The sequence below is a fragment of the Sinomonas terricola genome, assembly GCF_034931225.1.
Lineage (GTDB): Bacteria > Actinomycetota > Actinomycetes > Actinomycetales > Micrococcaceae > Sinomonas > Sinomonas terricola.
Map to the genome: position 1 here is coordinate 1 of NZ_JAYGGQ010000024.1, position 18,671 is coordinate 18,671.

Annotated in this window: 20 protein-coding genes and 1 riboswitch; of the genes, 14 read left to right on the forward strand and 6 right to left on the reverse strand. The window is 69.6% G+C overall.

The genetic code is table 11. The features are described 5' to 3' along the window. Positions 1-439: 439 nt before the first annotated feature. From SPF06_RS21005 to SPF06_RS21015, 3 genes are all read left to right on the forward strand, one after another. Positions 440-874 carry an SRPBCC family protein gene (locus tag SPF06_RS21005; protein ID WP_323281115.1) on the forward strand — a complete coding sequence of 145 codons (435 nt, stop codon included), beginning with the start codon at positions 440-442 and terminating at the stop codon, positions 872-874. Positions 875-927: 53 nt separating this feature from the next. Continuing rightward, on the forward strand, positions 928-1,503 hold the full coding sequence (gene dcd / locus SPF06_RS21010; protein ID WP_323281116.1) for a dCTP deaminase: 576 nt from the start codon (positions 928-930) through the stop codon (positions 1,501-1,503). A gap of 151 nt (positions 1,504-1,654) precedes the next feature. After that, positions 1,655-2,596 carry a hypothetical protein gene (locus tag SPF06_RS21015; RefSeq protein ID WP_323281117.1) on the forward strand — a complete coding sequence of 314 codons (942 nt, stop codon included), beginning with the start codon at positions 1,655-1,657 and terminating at the stop codon, positions 2,594-2,596. A 78-nt stretch (positions 2,597-2,674) separates the two neighbouring features. Here SPF06_RS21015 and SPF06_RS21020 read toward each other — a convergent pair whose 3' ends face one another. Then, positions 2,675-3,412: a FadR/GntR family transcriptional regulator gene (locus SPF06_RS21020; protein ID WP_323281118.1), complete on the reverse strand. Its 738-nt coding sequence runs from the start codon at positions 3,410-3,412 to the stop codon at positions 2,675-2,677. 116 nt (positions 3,413-3,528) lie between these two features. On the opposite strand from SPF06_RS21020, the gene SPF06_RS21025 reads away from it, so the two are divergent. Genes SPF06_RS21025 through SPF06_RS21040 form a run of 4 tightly spaced genes read left to right on the forward strand, consistent with a single transcriptional unit; the run spans position 3,529 to position 6,773 of the window. Further along, complete coding sequence (locus SPF06_RS21025; RefSeq protein ID WP_323281119.1) at positions 3,529-4,365, forward strand: (Fe-S)-binding protein; 837 nt, start codon at positions 3,529-3,531, stop codon at positions 4,363-4,365. Further along, positions 4,362-5,879, forward strand: a complete 1,518-nt coding sequence (locus SPF06_RS21030) for a lactate utilization protein B (RefSeq protein ID WP_428985813.1) — start codon at positions 4,362-4,364, stop codon at positions 5,877-5,879. Before SPF06_RS21025 ends, SPF06_RS21030 begins: the two co-directional genes overlap by 4 nt. After that, positions 5,876-6,514 (forward strand): LutC/YkgG family protein, encoded by a 639-nt coding sequence (locus SPF06_RS21035; protein WP_323281121.1) that lies wholly within the window; start codon positions 5,876-5,878, stop codon positions 6,512-6,514. The genes SPF06_RS21030 and SPF06_RS21035 overlap by 4 nt, the downstream gene beginning before the upstream one ends. Before the next feature lie 52 nt (positions 6,515-6,566). Beyond that, on the forward strand, positions 6,567-6,773 hold the full coding sequence (locus SPF06_RS21040) for a PLDc N-terminal domain-containing protein (RefSeq protein WP_323281122.1): 207 nt from the start codon (positions 6,567-6,569) through the stop codon (positions 6,771-6,773). A 23-nt stretch (positions 6,774-6,796) separates the two neighbouring features. Here the strand turns inward: SPF06_RS21040 and SPF06_RS21045 are convergent, their stop codons facing one another. The 4 genes from SPF06_RS21045 to SPF06_RS21060 form a co-directional block, all read right to left on the reverse strand. After that, positions 6,797-7,693, reverse strand: coding sequence for an ACT domain-containing protein (locus SPF06_RS21045; RefSeq protein ID WP_323281123.1), 897 nt, complete (start codon positions 7,691-7,693; stop codon positions 6,797-6,799). 75 nt (positions 7,694-7,768) lie between these two features. After that, positions 7,769-9,004 (reverse strand): cation:proton antiporter, encoded by a 1,236-nt coding sequence (locus SPF06_RS21050; RefSeq protein ID WP_323281124.1) that lies wholly within the window; start codon positions 9,002-9,004, stop codon positions 7,769-7,771. A gap of 7 nt (positions 9,005-9,011) precedes the next feature. After that, positions 9,012-9,494, reverse strand: coding sequence for a cation:proton antiporter regulatory subunit (locus tag SPF06_RS21055; RefSeq protein WP_323281125.1), 483 nt, complete (start codon positions 9,492-9,494; stop codon positions 9,012-9,014). 112 nt (positions 9,495-9,606) lie between these two features. Further along, a complete protein-coding gene (locus SPF06_RS21060; protein WP_323281126.1) occupies positions 9,607-10,992 on the reverse strand; it encodes an MFS transporter in 1,386 nt (461 codons plus the stop codon). Between the two features lie 142 nt (positions 10,993-11,134). On the opposite strand from SPF06_RS21060, the gene SPF06_RS21065 reads away from it, so the two are divergent. The 6 genes from SPF06_RS21065 to mnhG are packed head-to-tail and all read left to right on the forward strand — an operon-like array spanning position 11,135 to position 17,426. Beyond that, on the forward strand, positions 11,135-14,128 hold the full coding sequence (locus SPF06_RS21065; RefSeq protein ID WP_323281127.1) for a Na+/H+ antiporter subunit A: 2,994 nt from the start codon (positions 11,135-11,137) through the stop codon (positions 14,126-14,128). Next, positions 14,125-14,643, forward strand: coding sequence for a Na(+)/H(+) antiporter subunit C (locus SPF06_RS21070; protein WP_323281128.1), 519 nt, complete (start codon positions 14,125-14,127; stop codon positions 14,641-14,643). Before SPF06_RS21065 ends, SPF06_RS21070 begins: the two co-directional genes overlap by 4 nt. Next, entirely contained in the window at positions 14,640-16,211 is a 1,572-nt protein-coding gene (locus tag SPF06_RS21075; protein ID WP_323281129.1) for a Na+/H+ antiporter subunit D, read from the forward strand. The genes SPF06_RS21070 and SPF06_RS21075 overlap by 4 nt, the downstream gene beginning before the upstream one ends. Next, a complete protein-coding gene (locus tag SPF06_RS21080) occupies positions 16,208-16,786 on the forward strand; it encodes a Na+/H+ antiporter subunit E (protein WP_323281130.1) in 579 nt (192 codons plus the stop codon). The genes SPF06_RS21075 and SPF06_RS21080 overlap by 4 nt, the downstream gene beginning before the upstream one ends. A 5-nt stretch (positions 16,787-16,791) precedes the next feature. Then, positions 16,792-17,055: an MrpF/PhaF family protein gene (locus tag SPF06_RS21085; RefSeq protein ID WP_323281157.1), complete on the forward strand. Its 264-nt coding sequence runs from the start codon at positions 16,792-16,794 to the stop codon at positions 17,053-17,055. Continuing rightward, positions 17,052-17,426 carry a monovalent cation/H(+) antiporter subunit G gene (mnhG, locus tag SPF06_RS21090; protein ID WP_323281131.1) on the forward strand — a complete coding sequence of 125 codons (375 nt, stop codon included), beginning with the start codon at positions 17,052-17,054 and terminating at the stop codon, positions 17,424-17,426. The genes SPF06_RS21085 and mnhG overlap by 4 nt, the downstream gene beginning before the upstream one ends. A gap of 153 nt (positions 17,427-17,579) precedes the next feature. Here the strand turns inward: mnhG and SPF06_RS21095 are convergent, their stop codons facing one another. Further along, positions 17,580-17,840 carry a DUF4235 domain-containing protein gene (locus tag SPF06_RS21095; RefSeq protein WP_323281132.1) on the reverse strand — a complete coding sequence of 87 codons (261 nt, stop codon included), beginning with the start codon at positions 17,838-17,840 and terminating at the stop codon, positions 17,580-17,582. A 69-nt stretch (positions 17,841-17,909) separates the two neighbouring features. Then, positions 17,910-18,037: riboswitch (TPP riboswitch) on the forward strand. Positions 18,038-18,079: 42 nt separating this feature from the next. Here SPF06_RS21095 and SPF06_RS21100 point away from each other — a divergent pair. Then, complete coding sequence (locus SPF06_RS21100) at positions 18,080-18,670, forward strand: ECF transporter S component (RefSeq protein ID WP_323281133.1); 591 nt, start codon at positions 18,080-18,082, stop codon at positions 18,668-18,670. Position 18,671: the final 1 nt, after the last annotated feature.

Consider the following 18,671-nt stretch of genomic DNA (forward strand, 5'->3'; position numbering starts at 1 on the left):
TCTGCCGTGCCTTGAGGCCCTTGTGGTAGCCCGCATCCTCGGCATGGATGACGTGGTCGGACGAGTGGGCGTGGCCGCCATCCTCAAGATGGTCGAGCTCAGGTTGCTGTGTCGTCATGATGCACTTTCCGGTAGGGGTGGGAGCCTGTCGAGCCGTAAGTGTGTCATGGCCTGAAGGGCTCACCTACGGGATTCCGGGCCCGGAAAGAGGAATTCACAAGGTCGCAACATGCCCGGAATATCAGGCGGAAGTGGCGTCCAGAATGCGGACGGAACCCGTGTGCTGCTTGGCTGTCGGACTGCTCGGCTGGCTGTCAGCCGGGCGGTGATCATCGCCGTCGTCCTCCAGCTGCGCGGCGCTGAGGTGGGGTTCGCCGCGTGGTTCCGCGCGCAGGCGATTCACAGGGGAATTCCAGTGGATTCCAATAGTCTTGACCTCATGCCAGCGGCCGAGAAATCAGTGACCATCCGACGCACCCCCGAAGACGTCTACGCGTTCATCGCCGACGGTCTCAACAACAAGCTGTGGCGACCCTCGGTGAAGTCGGTCTCACTCGCCTCGGGCGATGCGGGCCAAGTCGGGGCGGTCTACGCACAGCGCCTCGCGGGCCCTGGCGGCCGCGAGATCGACGGCGACTATCGCATCGTCGAGGCGACGCCGAGCGAGTCGCTGCGCTTCGAGGTAGTTGCGGGCCCCGCGCGCCCGAAAGGCACCTTCACGCTGCGGCCGACGGACGACGGCGGGACGGCCCTGAGTTTCGGCCTCGCCTATGAGCCCAAGGGCTTCATGAAGCTCATGGGCGGCATGATCCAGAAGACCATGGACTCCGAGGTCAAGCAGCTCGAGACGCTCAAGGCCGTCCTCGAACAGTAGTCACGGTTGAGGCCCGCGGGCATCGCGCCCGCGGGCTGCGGTATTTTGGGGTGGTGCTGCTCTCCGACCGCGACATCCGAGCCGAGATCGAGGCCGAGCGAATTGCGCTCGCCCCGTTCGACCCGGCCATGGTCCAGCCGTCCAGCGTCGACGTGCGGATCGACCGGTTCTTCCGGCTCTTCGACAACCACAAGTACGCGCACATCGACCCCTCGCAGGAGCAGCCCGAGCTCACGCGCCTCGTCGAGGTCGATGCGGACGAGCCGTTCATCCTGCACCCCGGCGAATTCGTTCTCGGGTCCACGTTCGAGACCGTCTCGCTCCCCGAGGACATCGCGGCGCGTCTCGAGGGCAAGTCCTCGCTCGGGCGCCTCGGCCTCCTCACGCACTCGACGGCGGGGTTCATCGACCCCGGATTCTCGGGCCACGTGACGCTTGAACTCTCGAACGTCGCGACCCTCCCGATCAAGCTCTGGCCCGGTATGAAGATCGGGCAGCTGTGCTTCTTCCGGCTGTCCTCGGCGGCGGAGCACCCGTACGGTTCGGGGGCGTACGGCAACCGCTATCAGGGCCAGCGGGGGCCGACCGCGTCCCGCAGCTACCTCAACTTCCACCGCACGACGGTGTAGCTGCTCGCTCGGGGCCCGAAGCGTGAGATCTCGTCGGATTGCGCCGGCGTTGACGGCCAGATCTCACGCTTCGATTTCGACCGATGAATTGCCCTGTGGATAAGTGACGTTTGCTCCCGAACGGGCCACATCGATTGGCAAGACTGGCCCCATGCGGACACCCGAGCCCCTGCCTGAGCCCCTTCGAGATCGATCGTTCAGCCTGCGCGAGCAGCGGATCGCCGGCGCGCGGGAGAGCGTGTCGCGCCGTCGCGACCTTTATGTCGCGAGCCGCGGCGTCCGGGTGCCCTGGGGCGTCGACCAACCCGTGGCCGGCACGGTGGCTCCACTTCTTGACGTGACGCCGGGCGCCGTCGCGAGCCATCTGACGGCGGCGCGGCTCCTCGGAGTGCCCCTCCCGTGGGACGCTTCGCCAGAGATTCACCTTTCGACGGTCGACGGCGGCAACCGTCCTGTGCGCCGCGGTGTCATTGGCCATCGGTTGACGCTCCTGCCGGCGGACGTCGTGAGCTGGGGAAAGCTCCGGCTCACGAGTCCCCGGCGGACGTGGCTCGACCTTGCGGGGCTACTCTCGCACGAAGACTTGGTCGCGGCGGGAGACCATCTGGTCAACGAACAGGGGCGTCGTTTCGGGGGAGCCAGGAAGCCTTACTGCCATCTTCCCGACCTTGCGGCCGTCCTTGAGTCGTACAAAGGCGTGCGCCACCTCGCGAAGGCTCGCGACGCCGTCGCCCGCGTGCGGGTCGGCGCGGACTCGGCCCCGGAGACCAAGCTGCGCCTCGCGTGCGAAGACTCAGGGCTGCCGGAGCCCGAGCTTCGGTACGAGGTGCTGGATGAAACCGGTTGGGGGGTCGCTTGGCCGGACCTTGCGTTCGTGCGCTGGAAGGTCGCCGTCAACTACGACGGGCGCCACCACCTGCAGGCCCAGCAGAGGCGCAACGACATCCTCCGCGACGAGGCCCTTGCCGCGCTCGGGTGGATCACCGTCACCATCGACGCCGAGATTGCTCGTCAAGTCGGTTTCGCAGGGGCGGCGGCGAAGATCGAGGCCGCGCTCCGGCGTGCGGGATGGGCCCCCGGAATCGAAGCGTGAGATCGCGGGCGGAAACGGCGCGTTTGGTGCCGTGATCTCACGTTTCGGCAGCGGGTGGGGCGGGATGGTCGCGGAGGGTCAGAGCGTCTGCGCGTAGAACCACTCGATGTGCTCGCGGACGAGACGTGCCGCCCGCTCGCCGTCGCGCGCCTCGACAGCGCCGAGGATGCCCCGGTGCTGTCGCCGCAGCTCCTCGACGATGCTGTGCCACTCGCCGTGCGCGAGCACCGCCTCGTCGACGTAGCCGCGGATCGATTCCCGCAGCGAGTCCATCATCGTGCTCACGACGGCGTTGCCCGCGAGCGCGCTCAGCGCGACGTGGAACTGCGCGTCCAAGGCGGTGAACGCTGCGGAGGGGAGCGCCTCGTCGTCCATCGCCTCCAGGAGGCGCCGCGGCTCTGCGAGCTGCGCGGGCTCCCACGGGGCGGCGGCCGCGTGGGCGAGCGACCATGTCTCCATCATCACGCGGGCCTCGACGATGTCCTTCACGGGCAGGCGCTGGCTCGCGACGTGCAGGCGCAGCGCCGAGCCCAGCGCCGAGGAAGGGTCTGACACCACGATCGTGCCGGCGTTCGGCCCAGACCCCGTCGCGGATCGCACGATTCCCATGACCTCGAGCGCGCGGATCGCGTCCCGTACCGACGCCCGCGAGATCCCGAACTGCTCGGCCAGCGCGCGCTCGCCCGGAAGCCGGTCGCCGAGCCTGAGGTCGCCGGACCGCAGGCTGTCCTCGATATGGCGCAGCACGGCGTCGTGGGCGCGGTCGGTGGTCGGGCGCTCGGAGACGGACCTCTCGGCGCGGCGGCGGTCAGGCATGTGATCCATCTTGCCGTACGGGCCCACCGGAGCGGGATTGCGGTCCGTGCTGAACCCTGACACTATGGTCAGACCACATGGCCCGCGAGGCTGGACTCGGGCCGGAGAGGACTCCCATGAAGATCGCGCTCTTCGCGACGTGCATCGTCGACGCGATGTATCCGCGCGTCGCGCAGGCCACGGTCCGGATCCTGGAGCGGCTCGGGCACGAGGTCGTGTTCCCCGCCGGACAGGCGTGCTGTGGTCAGATGCACATGAACTCGGGCTACTTCCGCGAAGCGCTGCCGGTGGTGCAGAACCACGTGCGCGCGTTCGAGAGCGAGGAGTACGACGTCGCCGTCGCGCCTTCCGGATCTTGCGTCGCCTCGGTGAAGCATCAGCACGCGATGGTCGCGCGGTGGGCGGTTGAGAAGGCGGATCGGCGCGCGGATCCCACGCTCGAGGCGCGGGCGAACGCCGTCGGCGATCGCACCTACGAGCTCAGCCAGCTCCTCGCCGACGTCCTTGGCGTCACCGACGCCGCAGCGCAGCTCGGCTCGTACCTCCCCGGCACGATCACCTACCACCCGTCGTGCCACGGCATGCGACTCCTCCGCCTGGGCGACCGCCCCCTGAGCCTGCTTCGCACCGTGGAGGCGCTCGACGTCGTCGCCCTCCCCGAAGCAGACCAGTGCTGCGGCTTCGGCGGCACCTTCTCCATCAAGAACGCCGACGTCTCCTCGGCGATGCTCGCCGACAAAGTCGCGAACATTTGCGGAACGGGCGCCAGCGCGTGCGCGGGCGGCGACGTCTCGTGCCTCATGCACATTGGGGGCGGACTTTCCCGTGAAGGGCGGACGACGGCGGATGGCACCCCGGTGCGGACCGTCCACCTCGCGGAGGTGCTCGCCTCGACCCGCGAAAACCCGCTTCGCTTCGATGGCGAGCTCGCGTTGGCAGGGGGTGCACGATGACGGCTGTAAGCCTTGGAATGCCTGGTTTTCCCTCCGGGGGTCCTCTGCGGGGCTTGCCCCGGGGGACGGGAAACATCTCCGCCGTCGAGCCCTTCCCCCAGGCCGCGCACCGCGAGCTCGGGGACGCCCAACTTCGCGCAAACCTCGGCCGCGCGACTCACACGATTCGCGACAAGCGGCTCAAGGTCGTGTCCGAGCTGCCTGACTGGGAGGCCCTCCGCGACGCCGGCTCCGCGATCAAGACAGAGGCTATGGCGAGGTTGCCCGAACTCCTGACCCAGTTCGAGGAGCAGTTCGCGGCCCGTGGCGGCACGGTGCATTGGGCGCGGGACGCGGCCGAGGCGAACGCGATCGTCGAGGGCCTCATCCGCGAGACGGGGGAGAAGGAGGTCGTCAAGGTCAAGTCGATGGCGACCCAAGAGATCGGCCTCAACGAGCACCTCGAGGAGCGCGGCATCGCGGCGTTCGAGACCGACTTGGCCGAACTCATCGTCCAGCTCGGCCACGACAGGCCGAGCCACATCCTCGTCCCCGCGATCCACAAGAACCGGACCGAGATCCGCGACATTTTCCTGCGCGAGATGCCCGACGTCGACCCCACGCTCACCGACGAGCCGCGCCGCCTCGCGATGGCCGCTCGAGCGCACTTGCGCAAGAAGTTCCTCTCCGCGAAGGTTGCCATCTCGGGTGCAAACTTCGGTATCGCCGAGACCGGAACGCTCGGGGTTGTGGAGTCTGAGGGCAACGGGCGCATGTGCCTCACGCTTCCAGAGACCCTCATCACGGTCATGGGGATCGAGAAGGTGCTGCCGCGCGCCCAGGACCTCGAGGTCTTCATGCAGCTGCTCCCGCGATCCTCGACCGGCGAGCGCATGAACCCGTACACCTCGATGTGGACGGGCGTGACGCCGGGCGACGGCCCCCAGAACGTCCACGTGATCCTGCTCGACAACGGCCGGACCCGTGCCCTCGCCGACCGCCACGGACGCAGCGCCCTGCACTGCATCCGCTGCTCCGCGTGCATGAACGTGTGCCCCGTGTATGAGCGGACGGGCGGCCATGCCTACGGTTCCACGTATCCGGGCCCGATCGGCGCGATCCTCTCGCCCCTGCTCACAGGCGTCGAGGCGGAGGAGAACGCGTCGCTCCCGTATGCGTCGTCGCTGTGCGGGGCCTGCTTCGACGCGTGCCCCGTCAAGATCAACATCCCCGAGATCCTCGTGCATCTGCGCGGCGAGGACGTCTCGGGCGGGACGGCGGGCCGACGACGGCGGGGCTTCCCTTCGCAGCTGGACGTCGCCTTGGGTGCGGCGTCGTGGGCGCTCTCCTCGGGTGATCGGCTGGGGCTCCTCGAGAAGGGCCTTCCCATTGCCCGGGCGCTCGCCGGGCGGGACGAGAAGATCTCGCGGCTCCCGGGTCTCGGCGCGGGCTGGACGCAGAGCAGGGATGTGCCGGCGCCGCCGAGCGAATCGTTCCGGAGCTGGTGGAAGAAGCGCGAGAAGGAGGCGCGATGAGCGCACGCGAGGACATTCTGGGACGCGTCCGCGAGGCACTTGGCCGCGAGCCCGATGTCGAGGAGTCCCTCGTTCAACCGTCAGGGTCCGTGGGCTACCGCACCGCGTCCGGGCTCGACGAGGACGCCCTCGTGGAGCTCCTCGTCGACAGGCTTGAGGACTACAAGGCCCGCGTCGAGGTGGTTGGCCGCGAGTCGCTGGCGGACGCGATCCGCGCCCGCCTCGACGGCAAGCGCTTCGTCGCGCCCGAGGGACTCCCGCGCGGGTGGCTCCACCCGAGCCTCGTCGAGAACAGGGTGACGGACTCGCACGAGGCACCGGTCGCCGTCGGCCGCCTCGACGCGCTCGACGCCGTTGTCACCTCCTCGGCCGTGAGCATCGCGGAGACGGGAACGATCGTGCTCGACGGATCGCCGGACCAAGGGCGCCGGGCGATCTCACTCGTCCCGGACCACCACGTGTGCGTCGTCCCGGTCGAGACGATCGTGGGCATCGTGCCGGAGGGCTTCGCGCGCCTCGACGTCACGCGGCCGCTCACGCTCATCTCTGGCCCGTCCGCGACAAGCGACATCGAGCTCGAGCGCATCGAAGGAGTGCACGGTCCGCGCACGCTCGACGTCATCATCGTGCGTTAGGCGGGGCCAAAGAGCCCTAGGGACGAGGATCCTCCGCGCGGACAATGTAGGCATGAGCGGCGTGTTGGCGAGTTGGCTGCCCGGCATCGTCCTGGCGGCTGCTTTGGTCTTCTGGGCGGTGTCGATCGTCGATCTCGCCCGTACCGATCCCCGCAACGTGCGGACGTTCCCACGCGAGGTGTGGGCCGCGATCGTCGTCTTCGGCAGCGTGATCGGGGCCGTGGGCTGGTGGACCGCCGGACGGCCCAGGCAGGAATAGCCACGCGCCGAGCCGGTAGCCGGTCACGATCCCGCCGTCCCGGCCCGGAGTACGGCGGCTTCGGCGAGTTCCGCGAGGCGGCTCACGCGCGCCGATTCGGCGGGCGTGAACGGTTCGTCGGGGCGCACGAGGACCAGGGGTTCGGGGGAGGCCGGCACCTTGAGCACGGTTCCCCGGGCGACGGCGGCAGGGTCGAGCAAGCTGTCGGCAGGCACGCGTTCGGCGCCCAGGAGCTCGGCCGCGGCGTGCGGGAGCTCGGCTGGGTTCGCGGCGACGCGCGTCGCGAGGCTCAGGGCCTGCGTCGGCCCGTCGACGAGGGCTAGCGGCGTCGTCGGCCAGACGCGTGGCGCGGCGCCGCCGCCGATGGCCAGCGCGTCGAGGAGGTCGTCCTCGGTGAGCCCGCCGGGCGCCGAGAGCACGAGCGCATCGACGACCCCGCCCGTGACCGGCTGCGACTGGATCGAGAGCACGTTGATACCGAGCTTCGCGAGGGAGCGCGTGAGTTTCTCGAGCGCGCCGGGCATGTCCGGGAGCGTCACGCGGCCTCGCCACAGCGACGGAGCGGCCACGAGTTCGCGGCGTCGCCGGAGTGCGGGCGCGTGAAGCCACGAGCGCAGGAGACGCCGGACGCTCGGCTCGGCGACCCAGATGACGAGTGCCGTCGTCGTCGCGGCGAGCAGGAGCACCTTGAGCGGAAGCGGCCACTCTGCGCCGACGACGGCGGCGTGCACCGCGAGCTCGATCGGCAGCATCGCGGCGACGTTGGCAAGTGTCAGCCGAATTTTCGGAGGTTCGGGCAGGCGTCCGCAGACCTCGCACGCAAGGTCTGCATGGGCGGAGTGGGCGGTTTGGCCGGGGGCGGCGGCGCGGGACGAGTCCGGAGGGGCAGATGCTGCTGCGGCCGTGCGTGAGGCGTCCATGCCTCCATGCTCGCGGAGCCGCGTTTCGTCGGGGTTGCGGTGGCGTTTAACCTCGGCTCGTGCACCCGTTGGGGGTCACGTCCCGCGGGTCGAACCCGCGCCACCTGACTCTTCGACGACTCTCAACTCGGGGGAGGCGAGCCCCGTCCGCCGCGCGCGCCGCAGGGCCTTGACCGCGGGTTCGATGAACCGCGCCGCGAGTGGGCCGATGACGGCCATCAGCAGAACGTAGGCCGTCGCGAGCGCCGCAAGGTCGTCCGTCACGGCACCGGAGGTCACGGCGAGGCCCGCTATGACGATGGAGAACTCGCCGCGCGCAATGAGCGACGCCCCCGCACGTGCGCGCCCGGGCACCGCGACGCCTGCCCGTGCGGCCGCCCACCAGCCGGTCGCCATCTTCGTCAGGGCCGTCACAAGCGCGAGCAGGAGCGCCCAGCCGAGCACGGGCGGGATCGAGCGCGGGTCCGTGTTGAGTCCGAACGCCACGAAGAAGATCGCGGCGAACAGATCGCGCAGGGGTTCGAGCAGCCGGGAGGCGATATCCGCCGTCGTGCCCGAAATGGCGATTCCGAGCATGAAGGCTCCCACGGCCGCCGAGACCTGCATCGCGGACGCGATCCCTGCCACGAGGAGCGCGAGCCCCATGACATTGAGGAGGAACACCTCGGAGTTCTCGCTGTGCACTGCCTTCGAGACCCGGTGCCCATGGCGGAGGGCGATCACGAGAACGATCGTGATGACGGCGAGCGAGATGCCGACCGTCTGGAGCCCTCCGAGCCAGCTCACTCCCGCGAGCATCGCGGTGAGGATCGGCAGATAGATGGCCATCGCGAGGTCCTCGAACACGAGGATGGAGAGGATCGTGGGCGTTTCGCGGTTGCCCACGCGGCCCAGATCGGTGATGACCTTCGCCGCGATGCCCGATGACGAGATATACGTGACACCGCCCATCACGAGAGCGCCGAGCGGGCCCCAGCCGAGGAGGAGTGCGACCACAGCGCCGGGGATGATGTTCAGCACGGCGTCGACCACGCCGGCCTGCCATGAGCGCCGGAGGCCCGTGAAGAGCTCCTTCGCGGTGTATTCGAGGCCGAGCAGGAGCAGGAGGAGGATCACGCCGATCTCGCCCGCGAGATGGGCGAACTCGCGCACGCCGTGGAGGTCGACGACGCTTCCCGCGCCGAACACGAGCCCTCCCAGGAGGTAGAGCGGGATCGGCGACATGCTGATCCGACCTGCCAGCCGCGCGAGGAATCCGAGGGCGAAGATCACCGCCCCCAGTTCGATGAGCGTGAGTGCGATCGGGTCCATGGTCTTCTCAGCCGTTGCGCAGAACGGCCGCCGCCGCGTCGAGGCCCTCCTGGGTGCCGACCGCCACGAGCAGGTCCCCGACGCGCAGCACCGTGTCCGGACCAGGGGAGGGCAGCACTTCGCCCTCCCGCATGATCGCGACGATCGAGACGCCCGTGCGCGTGCGGATCGCCGCCTTGCCCATGGGCTGCTCGCGGTACGGCGAGTCGGAGAGGATGCTGAACTGCCGGGTCGCGATGCCCGGGACTTCCTTGTGCTCCTCGCTGAGCTGCATGACGATCCGCTGGCTGCCGAGGAGATTGGCGAGCGCCGAGGCCTCTTCCCCCGTGAGCGGTACGGACGCTTGGCACGTGTCCGGATCGTCCCATGCCGAGACGATGAGCTCCGTCTGCCCGTCGCGATGAGTCACGACGCCGAGGCGGCGCCCCGACTGCGTCATGAAATCCTTGCGTACCCCGATCCCGGGGAGCTCGGTCTCGTCCACGTTCATGAAACAACTCTAGTCCGGCGTCTGTTTCCCCTCGGGGGTCACCTCGCGTCGGTGCAGGGGCGATCTGAAGGCCACGTTCCGTGGGGGCCCGCGGGTGGCGACCGCTGGACGGTCAGCGTTCGGGGACGACGGCGGTCGCGACCTTCGACGGCGGCCGCACCGGGAGCAGGACGAGCAGCCCCGCGAGGAGCACGACCATGATCCCGAGGATGCCCCAGCGCTGCGCCTGCCCTTCCGCGACGAGCGGGGCCGCGATCGCGATGCTCAGGCTGAAGAGCGACGGCGCGAGGAAGCTCACGGCGCGGCCCGTCGTCGCGTAGAGCCCGAAGAGCTCGCCGGACTCGCCGTCGGGGGCGAGGCGCGCGAGATACGCGCGAGCCGACGACTGCGCGGGGCCGACGAACAGGGTCAGGAAGAGCCCGAAGACCCAGAACGTCAGGGTCCCCGTCCACGTGAAGCCCCCGAGCTGGTAGTTCCCGTTCCCGAGGACGAGGATCGCGGTCCCCGCGACGAGCAGCCCAAAAAGGGCACCGAGGATGACACGTTTGGGGCCGATGCGGTCGTCGAGGAATCCGCCCGTGATCGCGCCCGCGGCCGCGACGATGTTGCCGAAGATCGCGAAGAAGATGACCTGGCTGAGCGAGAAGCCGAACGTCCCTCCCGCGATGACGCCGCCGAACGTGAACACCGCGGCGAGCCCGTCGCGGAAGATCGCGCTCGCGAGCAGGAAGTAGAGCGTGTGCGGGCTCGTGCGCCACATCGCGCCGATCCGCCGGAACAGGAGCCCATAGGAGGCGAAGACGCCCAGCCGAGCCGCGGGCCGCCGTCGTACTTCCGGCACAGCGATGAGGACGGGGATCGAGAAGGCGATGATCCACAGCATCGAGAACACGGCGACGAGCCGGACGTTGAGGTTCTCCGCCGTCGACGCGCCGAACCAGTGCACGACGGGCTGGATGAAGAGCACGAGGACAAGGATGAGCGCGACGATGCCGCCGAAATACCCCGCGGACCAGCCGATGCCCGAGATGCGGCCGATCGTCTTGGGGGTCGCGATCTGGCCGAGCATCGCGTTGTAGTTGACGCCCGCGAGCTCGGAGAACACGTGGCCGGCCGCGATGAGCCCGGCCCCGTACCAGAGCAGCTCGGGGCGCGGATAGGCGAAGAAGCACAGGCCCGTGAGGAGCGCGGCGACTCCCGTGTGGATCCCGAGCCAGAGCCTGCGCCGCCCGCCCGCGTCCGAGCGTTGGCCCGAGACCGGCGCGAGGAGCGCGATGAGCAGGCCGCCGATTCCGAGCGCCGCACCGAGCACGGAGGACGCGTGGTCCGCCCCGCCGAACGCGCTCGAGGTCAGGTACACGGTGAACACGAAGGTCGTCATGACGGCGTTGAACGCCGCCGAGCCCCAGTCCCACGAGGCCCAGGCGAGGATCTGGGACTTCCTGACGGGTGCGGTGTGGAGCTCAAGCTCCGATGGCTGCTGCGCGGCAGTCGTCATAGCTCGCATGCTAGCGCTTGATAAGCTGACGGGGACGCTCGCACCCCGCATCACCCTCTTCTGATTACTTTCACTGCACCCAACTGACATCCGCCGACCCCAACTTTCTGCGATTCCCACACCTGACATAGCGGAGGCCCCTGTGGTACCAGTTCTCGCCCTGCACTTTGCGGTGGCGGCTGGTGCGCCCTGGATCTTCCGGCGGTGGGGCCGCGCGTCGTTCCTCCTCCTCGCGGCCGTGCCCGCGCTCTCGCTCGTGTGGCTCGCCCTGCAGCACGACACTGCGTACGGCGGGGGCGTCGAGGAGATGCTCTCCTACATTCCCTCGCTCAAGCTCGAGTTCGCCTTCCGGCTTGACCCGCTCGCGTGGGTCATGGGCCTCCTGGTCCTCGGGATCGGGGCGCTCGTCCTCGCCTATTGCGCGCGGTACTTCAAGAACGACGACGACGGGCTGGGGGGCTTCGGCGGGCAGCTCTTGGCGTTCGCGGGCGCGATGCTGGGCCTCGTCGCCGCCGACGACCTCATCGCGCTCTTCGTGTTCTGGGAGCTCACGAGCGTCCTCTCCTTCCTCCTCATCGGCTTCGCCCGGACGCGCCTCGCCGCGCGCCGTTCGGCGGTCCAAGCCCTCATCGTGACGACGGCGGGCGGCCTCGCGATGTTCGTGGGCCTCGTGCTGATCGGCACCGCGGCGGGCACCTACCGGATCTCGGCGATCCTTGCGCGAGCGGGCGAATTGACGACGGCGCAGGGCACCTCGGGCGCTATGGCCATCGGCGCGCTGTTGATCCTCGTGGGCGCCCTCAGCAAGTCCGCGCTCGTCCCGTTCCACTTCTGGCTCCCCGGGGCCATGGCCGCTCCCGCCCCGGTCTCGGCGTATCTGCACGCCGCCGCGATGGTCAAGGCGGGCGTGTACCTCGTGGCACGCCTCGCGCCCGGTTTCGCGGACACGCCGTATTGGCGCCCGGTGGTCCTGGGGTTCGGCGTCGCGACGCTGCTCATCGGCGGCTACCGGGCGCTGCGCCAGACCGACATCAAGCTGCTCCTCGCGTTCGGCACCGTGAGCCAGCTCGGATTCATGGTCGCCGTCGTCGGCCTCGGCAGGCCGGACGCCGCGCTCGCGGGCCTCGCCCTCGTCGTCGCCCATGCCCTCTTCAAGGCGACGCTCTTCCTCGTCGTCGGGATCGTCGACCACCAGACGGGCACGCGCGATGTGCGCCGGCTCTCGGGCGTGTTCCGCCAGTCGCGCGCGCTCGGCGTGGTGGCGATCCTCGCGGCCGCGTCCATGGCCGGGCTGCCGCTGCTGGGCGGATTCGTCGCGAAGGAGACGGTGTTCGCCGCGTTCGTGCACCCCGGGGGCGACGTCCTCGCGGGGCTGTGGGCCGCCGTCGTCCTCGTCGGCTTCGTCCTCGGTTCCGCGCTGACTGTCGCGTACAGCGCGCGCTTCGTGTGGGGCGCGTTCGCGCGGAAGCCCGGGCTCCCGGACACGCCGTTCAAGCCCGTCACGCCGCTCTTCGTAGCGCCGCCCGCCGTTCTGGCCGTTCTCGGGCTCGTGTACGGGATCTGGCCCGCCCCGGTCGAGGAATGGGCGGCGCCGCACGCCGCGGAGGCGGGCCACGTCTCCGAGCATCTCGCCGCGTGGCACGGGCTCGGCCTCCCGCTCGCGCTCTCGGCGGCCGCGTGGGCGGTGGGCGGGCTGCTCTTCTGGGCGCGCGGACCGGTGTACCGGCTCCAGGTCGCAGTCTCGGGGCTTCCCGACGCCGAGCGGATCTATCGCGCGGCGATCGGTGCGGTCGACGACGTCGCCATCTGGGTGACTGGCCGGACGCAGCGAGGCTCGCTCTTCTTCTACCTCGCCGTCATCCTCTCCGTCGCGACCGTGCTGCCTCTCGCCGTCATGCTGATCACGCGGCCCGCGATCCCCGGCGGGGCGTTCTTCCTCGACCCGAACGCGCCGCTCCAGGGCGTCATCGGCGTGGGAATCGCGATCGGCGCGCTCGCGGCCGTCCGCGCGAACAAGCGCTTCCTCGCGGTGCTCATGGTCTCGGTCACGGGCTACGGGATCGCGCTCATCTTCGCGCTCCAGGGCGCCCCGGACCTCGCGATGACCCAGCTCCTCGTCGAGACGATCGTGCTCGTCGCGTTCGTGCTCGGCATGCGCCGCCTCCCGGCTCAACTCCGGGACCGCACAGGCGGGGCCTACCGCGTGGTGCGCATCGTCATCGCTGCGCTGTTCGGCGCCGTCGTCGTGTTCGCGGGGATGTTCGCTATGGGCTCCCGCACAGCCGAACCGATCTCGCTCCGGTTCCCCGAGCTCGCCTACACGCAGGGCGGAGGGGCCAACATCGTCAACGTCGCGCTCGTCGACCTCCGCGCGTGGGATACGTTCGGCGAAATCTCCGTGCTCGTCCTCGCGGCGACTGGCGTCGCGAGCCTCATCTTCATCAGCCACCGCGGCCGCGGGCTCGGGCCGACGCGCGACGTCGAGACGGGAAGCGTCGGGCGCGTGCGCGGCGTCGATCCCTCGACCCGGGGAGGTGCCGAGCTCGCCGTCGCGCGCACGTTCGCGAGCGTCGAGCGGGATCCGTGGCTCGTCGCCGGCCGGACGCTCGCTCCGGAACGCCGCTCGATCATCTTCGAGGTCATCACTCGGCTCGTCTTCCACAGCATGGTGCTGTTCTCGATCTACCTCCTGTTCGCGGGGCACAACGCGCCCGGCGGTGGATTCGCGGGCGGGCTCGTGGCCGGCATCGCGCTCACGATCCGCTACCTCGCCGGCGGCCGCTTCGAGCTTTACGAGGCCGCGCCCTTCAACCCCGGCCGGCTCCTCGGCGTCGGGCTCGCGACGGCGGCGCTCGCGGGCGGGATTCCGCTCCTCGCGGGAGGGCACGTGCTCGAGAGTGCGATCATCACGCTGTGGCTGCCCGTCTTCGGGGACGTGAAGTTCGTGACCTCGACGATCTTCGACGTCGGCGTGTACTTCATCGTCGTCGCGCTCGTGATCGACGTGCTGCGGAGCCTCGGCGCGCGGATCGACGAGCAGCTCGAGGAGGGCGCGCAGGCGGACGCGGAGCGAGCACGGTCTGACGGGGAGCCGGGCCTGCGGGACTCCGATGCTCGAGCGAAGGAGCGCGCATGAGCCCCAACGTGACGCTCCTCATCATCTCCGGCGTGCTGTTCGCGTGCGGAATCTACCTGCTTCTTGAACGGAGCCTCACCCGCGTCCTCCTCGGGCTGCTCATGCTCACGAACGGTGCGAACCTTCTCCTGCTCACGACTGGCGGCTACGCGGGCCTCGCGCCGTTCTTCGCCAAGGGCACGGATCCGCGCGCATACAGCGATCCGCTCCCGCAGGCGTTCGTGCTCACGTCGATCGTGATCAGCTTCGCCGTGACGGCGTTCATGCTCGCGCTCATCTACCGCACGTGGCAGCTTGGCCGCGCCGACGAGGTCGCCGACGACATCGAGGACCGCCGTGTCGCCTCCCAGTCGGGCTGGGTTGCCGAGGACGACGCCGATGTGCCCGCCGATCTGAGCGAGTTCCCGAGCGTCGAGGAGGCCGCCGCGGCGGACTGGGAGGCCCTGCATTCCGGCCCGCGCGAGAAGGCGTACGCCCGCGACGCCGACGAGAAGGCTGAGGGGAGCCTCGAATGAGCCTTGCAAGCCTCGCGCCGCTCGCCGTCGTCCTTCCCATCTTCGGCGCGGCGGTGACGTTCATGCTCCTGCGCCAGGAGCGCGCGCAGCGGATCGTGAGCATCGGCGTGCTCGCCGCGACGCTGGTCCTCGAGATCGCGCTGCTCCTCTCGGTGTGGGGCGGCGGAACCGTGGCCGTGCCGATCGGGGGGTGGGTGCCGCCGTGGGGCATCACGCTCGTCGTCGACCAGTTCTCCTCGCTCATGCTCGTCGTCTCGAGCTCCGTGAGCCTCGCCGTCCTCGTGTACGCGGTGTCGCAGGGCATTGCGGACGGGGACAAGGACGGGCCGATCTCGGTGTTCCACCCGAGCTTCCTCATCCTCATCGCGGGGGTCTCGGACGCGTTCCTCGCGGGCGACCTCTTCAACCTGTACGTCGGCTTCGAGATGCTCCTCACCGCGAGCTACGTGCTCCTCACGCTCGGAGGAACGACGGCGAGGATCCGCGCCGGGGTGACCTACGTCGTCGTGAGCGTCGTCTCCTCGCTCCTGTTCCTCGTCGCCATCGCGATGGTCTACGCGGCCACGGGCACCGTGAACATGGCGGACCTCGCTGTGAAGCTCGGGCAGCTCGCGCCCGAGACGCAGGTGCTCCTCCACGTCATGCTGCTCATCGGCTTCGGGATCAAGGCCGCGGTCTTCCCGCTCTCGTTCTGGCTCCCGGACTCGTACCCGACCGCCCCGGCCCCCGTCACGGCCGTGTTCGCAGGACTCCTCACGAAGGTCGGCGTCTACGCGTTCGTGCGCACGGAGACGCTCCTGTTCCCCGGCGACCAGCTCAACACCCCGCTCATGGTCGTCGCGCTCCTGACCATGGTCATAGGCATCCTCGGTGCGCTCGCGCAGACCGACATCAAGCGACTGTTGTCCTTCACCCTCGTCAGCCATATCGGGTACATGGTGTTCGGCCTCTCGATGAGCTCCGTGATCGGGCTCGCCGCGACGGTCTTCTACGTCATGCATCACATCACGGTGCAGACGTCCCTGTTCCTCGTCGCGGGGCTCATCGAGCGGCGCGCCGGCTCCGCGTCCATCGATCGGCTCGGCGGCCTCGCGAAGCTCTCGCCTCTCCTGGCCCTCCTGTACTTCATCCCGGCCATGAACCTCGCGGGGATCCCGCCGCTCTCGGGGTTCCTCGGCAAGCTCGGCCTCGTCCAGGCCGGTGTCGCGCTCGGGACGCCCATGGCGCTGGCCGTCGTCGTCGCCGGCGTCGTGGTGAGCCTCCTGACCCTGCTGGCCATGGCGCGCGTGTGGGGGCGCGCATTCTGGCGGTCGATCGACGACGCCGACAATCCCGATGCCGCCCTCCTCGCTCCCGCGCGGGCCGGCTCGATGCCCCGCGCGATGGTTGGCGCAACCGCCGGACTCGTGGGGCTCGGCCTTGCCCTCTCGGTCTTCGCCGGGCCGCTCTTCCAGGTCAGCGAGGAGGCCGCGAAGGAGATGCTCGACCGCACGCCGTACATCACCGCGGTGCTTGGTTCCCAGCCGGGCGCTCAGCAGCCGGGCGCTCAGGGGGCGGTGCGCCCGTGAGCCCCGTTCGCCGTCGGACGTCGCTGCGCAAGGAACTCCCGCTCCTCGCATGGCTCGTGATCGTGTGGGGCGCCCTGTGGCAGGATTTCAGCCCCGGCAATCTCGTGTTCGGCCTCGTGCTCGCGCTCCTTGTGACCCGATTCCTGGCGCTCCCGCCGGTCGAGCTGAGCGGGCGCTTCAACGTGTTCCACGCCGCGCGCTACGCCTTCGTGTTCGTGGGGCAGCTCGTCGCCGCGAGCGCGACCCTGCTCCGGCTCGCGGTGACCGTCGGGCCGCGGGTGAGCAGCGCCGTCGTCGCCGTCCCCCTGCGGAGCCACGCGGATCTCATGGTGACCGCAACGGGCCACCTCGTCTCGCTCATCCCCGGCTCGCTCATCGTCGACGTGGACCGAGCCAACGCGACGCTGTACGTCCACGGCATCGACGTGCCGGACGCCGCCGCGGCCGAACGCGTGCGCCGCTCCGTGCTCGCGACCGAGGCCGAGCTCATCCGGATCATGGGCACGAGGGAGGAGCTCGCGCTCGTGCGGGACGAGGAGCAGCTTCGCCGAGACGAATCGAGGGGAACCCTATGACGTTCATGGACGGGGTCCTCGTGGTGTGCAGCGTCCTGCTCGCGCTCGGGGCGCTCGGCGCGGTGGTCCGCATGATCAAGGGCCCTGCCCTGCTGGATCGGGTGCTCGCGGCGGACGTCCTGCTCGTCGTGCTCGCGTCGGCGCTCATCGTGGACATGGCCGCGCACCGGAATACGGACAACCTCCCGCTCGTCGTCGCGATCACGCTCATAGGCTTCGTGGGCTCGGTGACCGTCGCGCGCTTCGTGCAGGATCGGAGGCAGCCGTGAACCCTGGTCTTGACGCGGGCATCGACGTGATCGCGGGCGTGCTCATGGTGCTCGGGGCGCTCATGTCCCTCGGGGCCGCGATTGGACTCCTCCGCTTCCCCGACCTCCTCACGCGCATGCACGCCGCAACGAAGCCACAGGTGCTCGGGTCTTTGCTGCTGCTCACCGCGCTCGGGCTCGAACTGCGATCGTGGGCGCTCGTGCCCCTGCTCGTCGTCGCGTGGATCTTCCAGCTCCTGACCGTTCCCGTGTCCGCCCACATGGTTGGCCGCGCGGGGTACCGGACGAAGCACGTCGACAAGGCCGCGCTCACGGTCGACGAGCTCGATGAGGTCGTGGCGCGCGTCGAGCGGACCGACGAGGCCGGCTGAGACCCGGCGCCGCGTCGCGCTTCTCGAGACGGTTTGCGGCCGAGAAGACGCCCTCAGTGCGTCTTCTCGTGCACAAGCCGTCTCGGGTCACATCCGGAGCCAGCGTTCGAGCCTGAAACTGCCCTCGGCGCGTCGGAGCCCGGGAACCCCCCGCTACACCGCGTCCGGCGTGCTGTTGAAGCGCGCGATCGCCTTCTGCGTGAACCGCTGTGTGAGGACCTGGATCGTGGCTCCGACCGAGGCGGAGACCAACGCGAACACGAGGGTGTCGCGGAGGCTCTGCTCGATGTTGGTGGCGTCCTTGGGCGGCTTGTTGCCCGTGCTCTTCTCCCACACGGCGTCGACGACCTTGGTGGCGGCGAAGCCGGCGCCGAGGCTGATGGCGGTCCCGAACAGCTTGATGAGGATGGTCACGTCCGTCTCCTTCGCAGTCGGCGCAGAACAGGCGCTCTTCCGCCCAGCCTAGCGGTAGACTGTCGTCACTTCATACGACAGGGGAGCGCCGCCGTCGGGCATTGCTCGGCGCGCAGGGGCGCTGAGAGTGCGGACCACCGCAGACCCTCGAACCTGCTCCGGCTAATACCGGCGAAGGAAGTCGAGTTCTCAGGCAGTTCACGCTGCCGCCCCTCCTGCTCCAGTGGGAGGTAGAAATCATGGGCACCACCGTCAAGCCCGGCTACACGTGGCGCGTTGTCGACATCGTCGTTGCCGCCGTTGTCTCCGTCGCGTGCGGCGTCATCTTCTGGCTCTGGGACCAGGGCTACACAGGAATCCAGGCCGTCACGGCGGCGTTCGCGCCGCTCAGCGGCCTTTACTCGGGCGGCTGGCTCCTCGCCGGCGTGCTCGGCGGCCTCATCATCCGCAAGCCGGGGGCGGCCCTGTTCTGCGAGATCCTCGCGGCCGTGGTCGAGGCGCTGCTCGGCTCGCAGTTCGGCGTCACGGTGCTGCTCTCGGGCCTTGTGCAGGGCCTCGGGGCCGAGATTGGCTTCGCGATCTTCGCGTACCGCCGCTGGAACGTCGGCGTCGCGCTCCTCGCGGGCGCGCTCTCGGGCCTCGCGCTGGGCGTGAGCGAGGTCATCCAGTTCTTCGTCGAATGGGAGTTCGGCTGGCAGGTCGCGTACACGGTCTTCGCCGTGATCTCAGGCATCGTCATCGCGGGCCTGCTGAGCTGGCTCGCCGTGAAGGCGCTCGCGAAGACCGGCGCACTGTCCGCCTTCGCCGCGGGGCGCGCCGCGGACGTCTGAG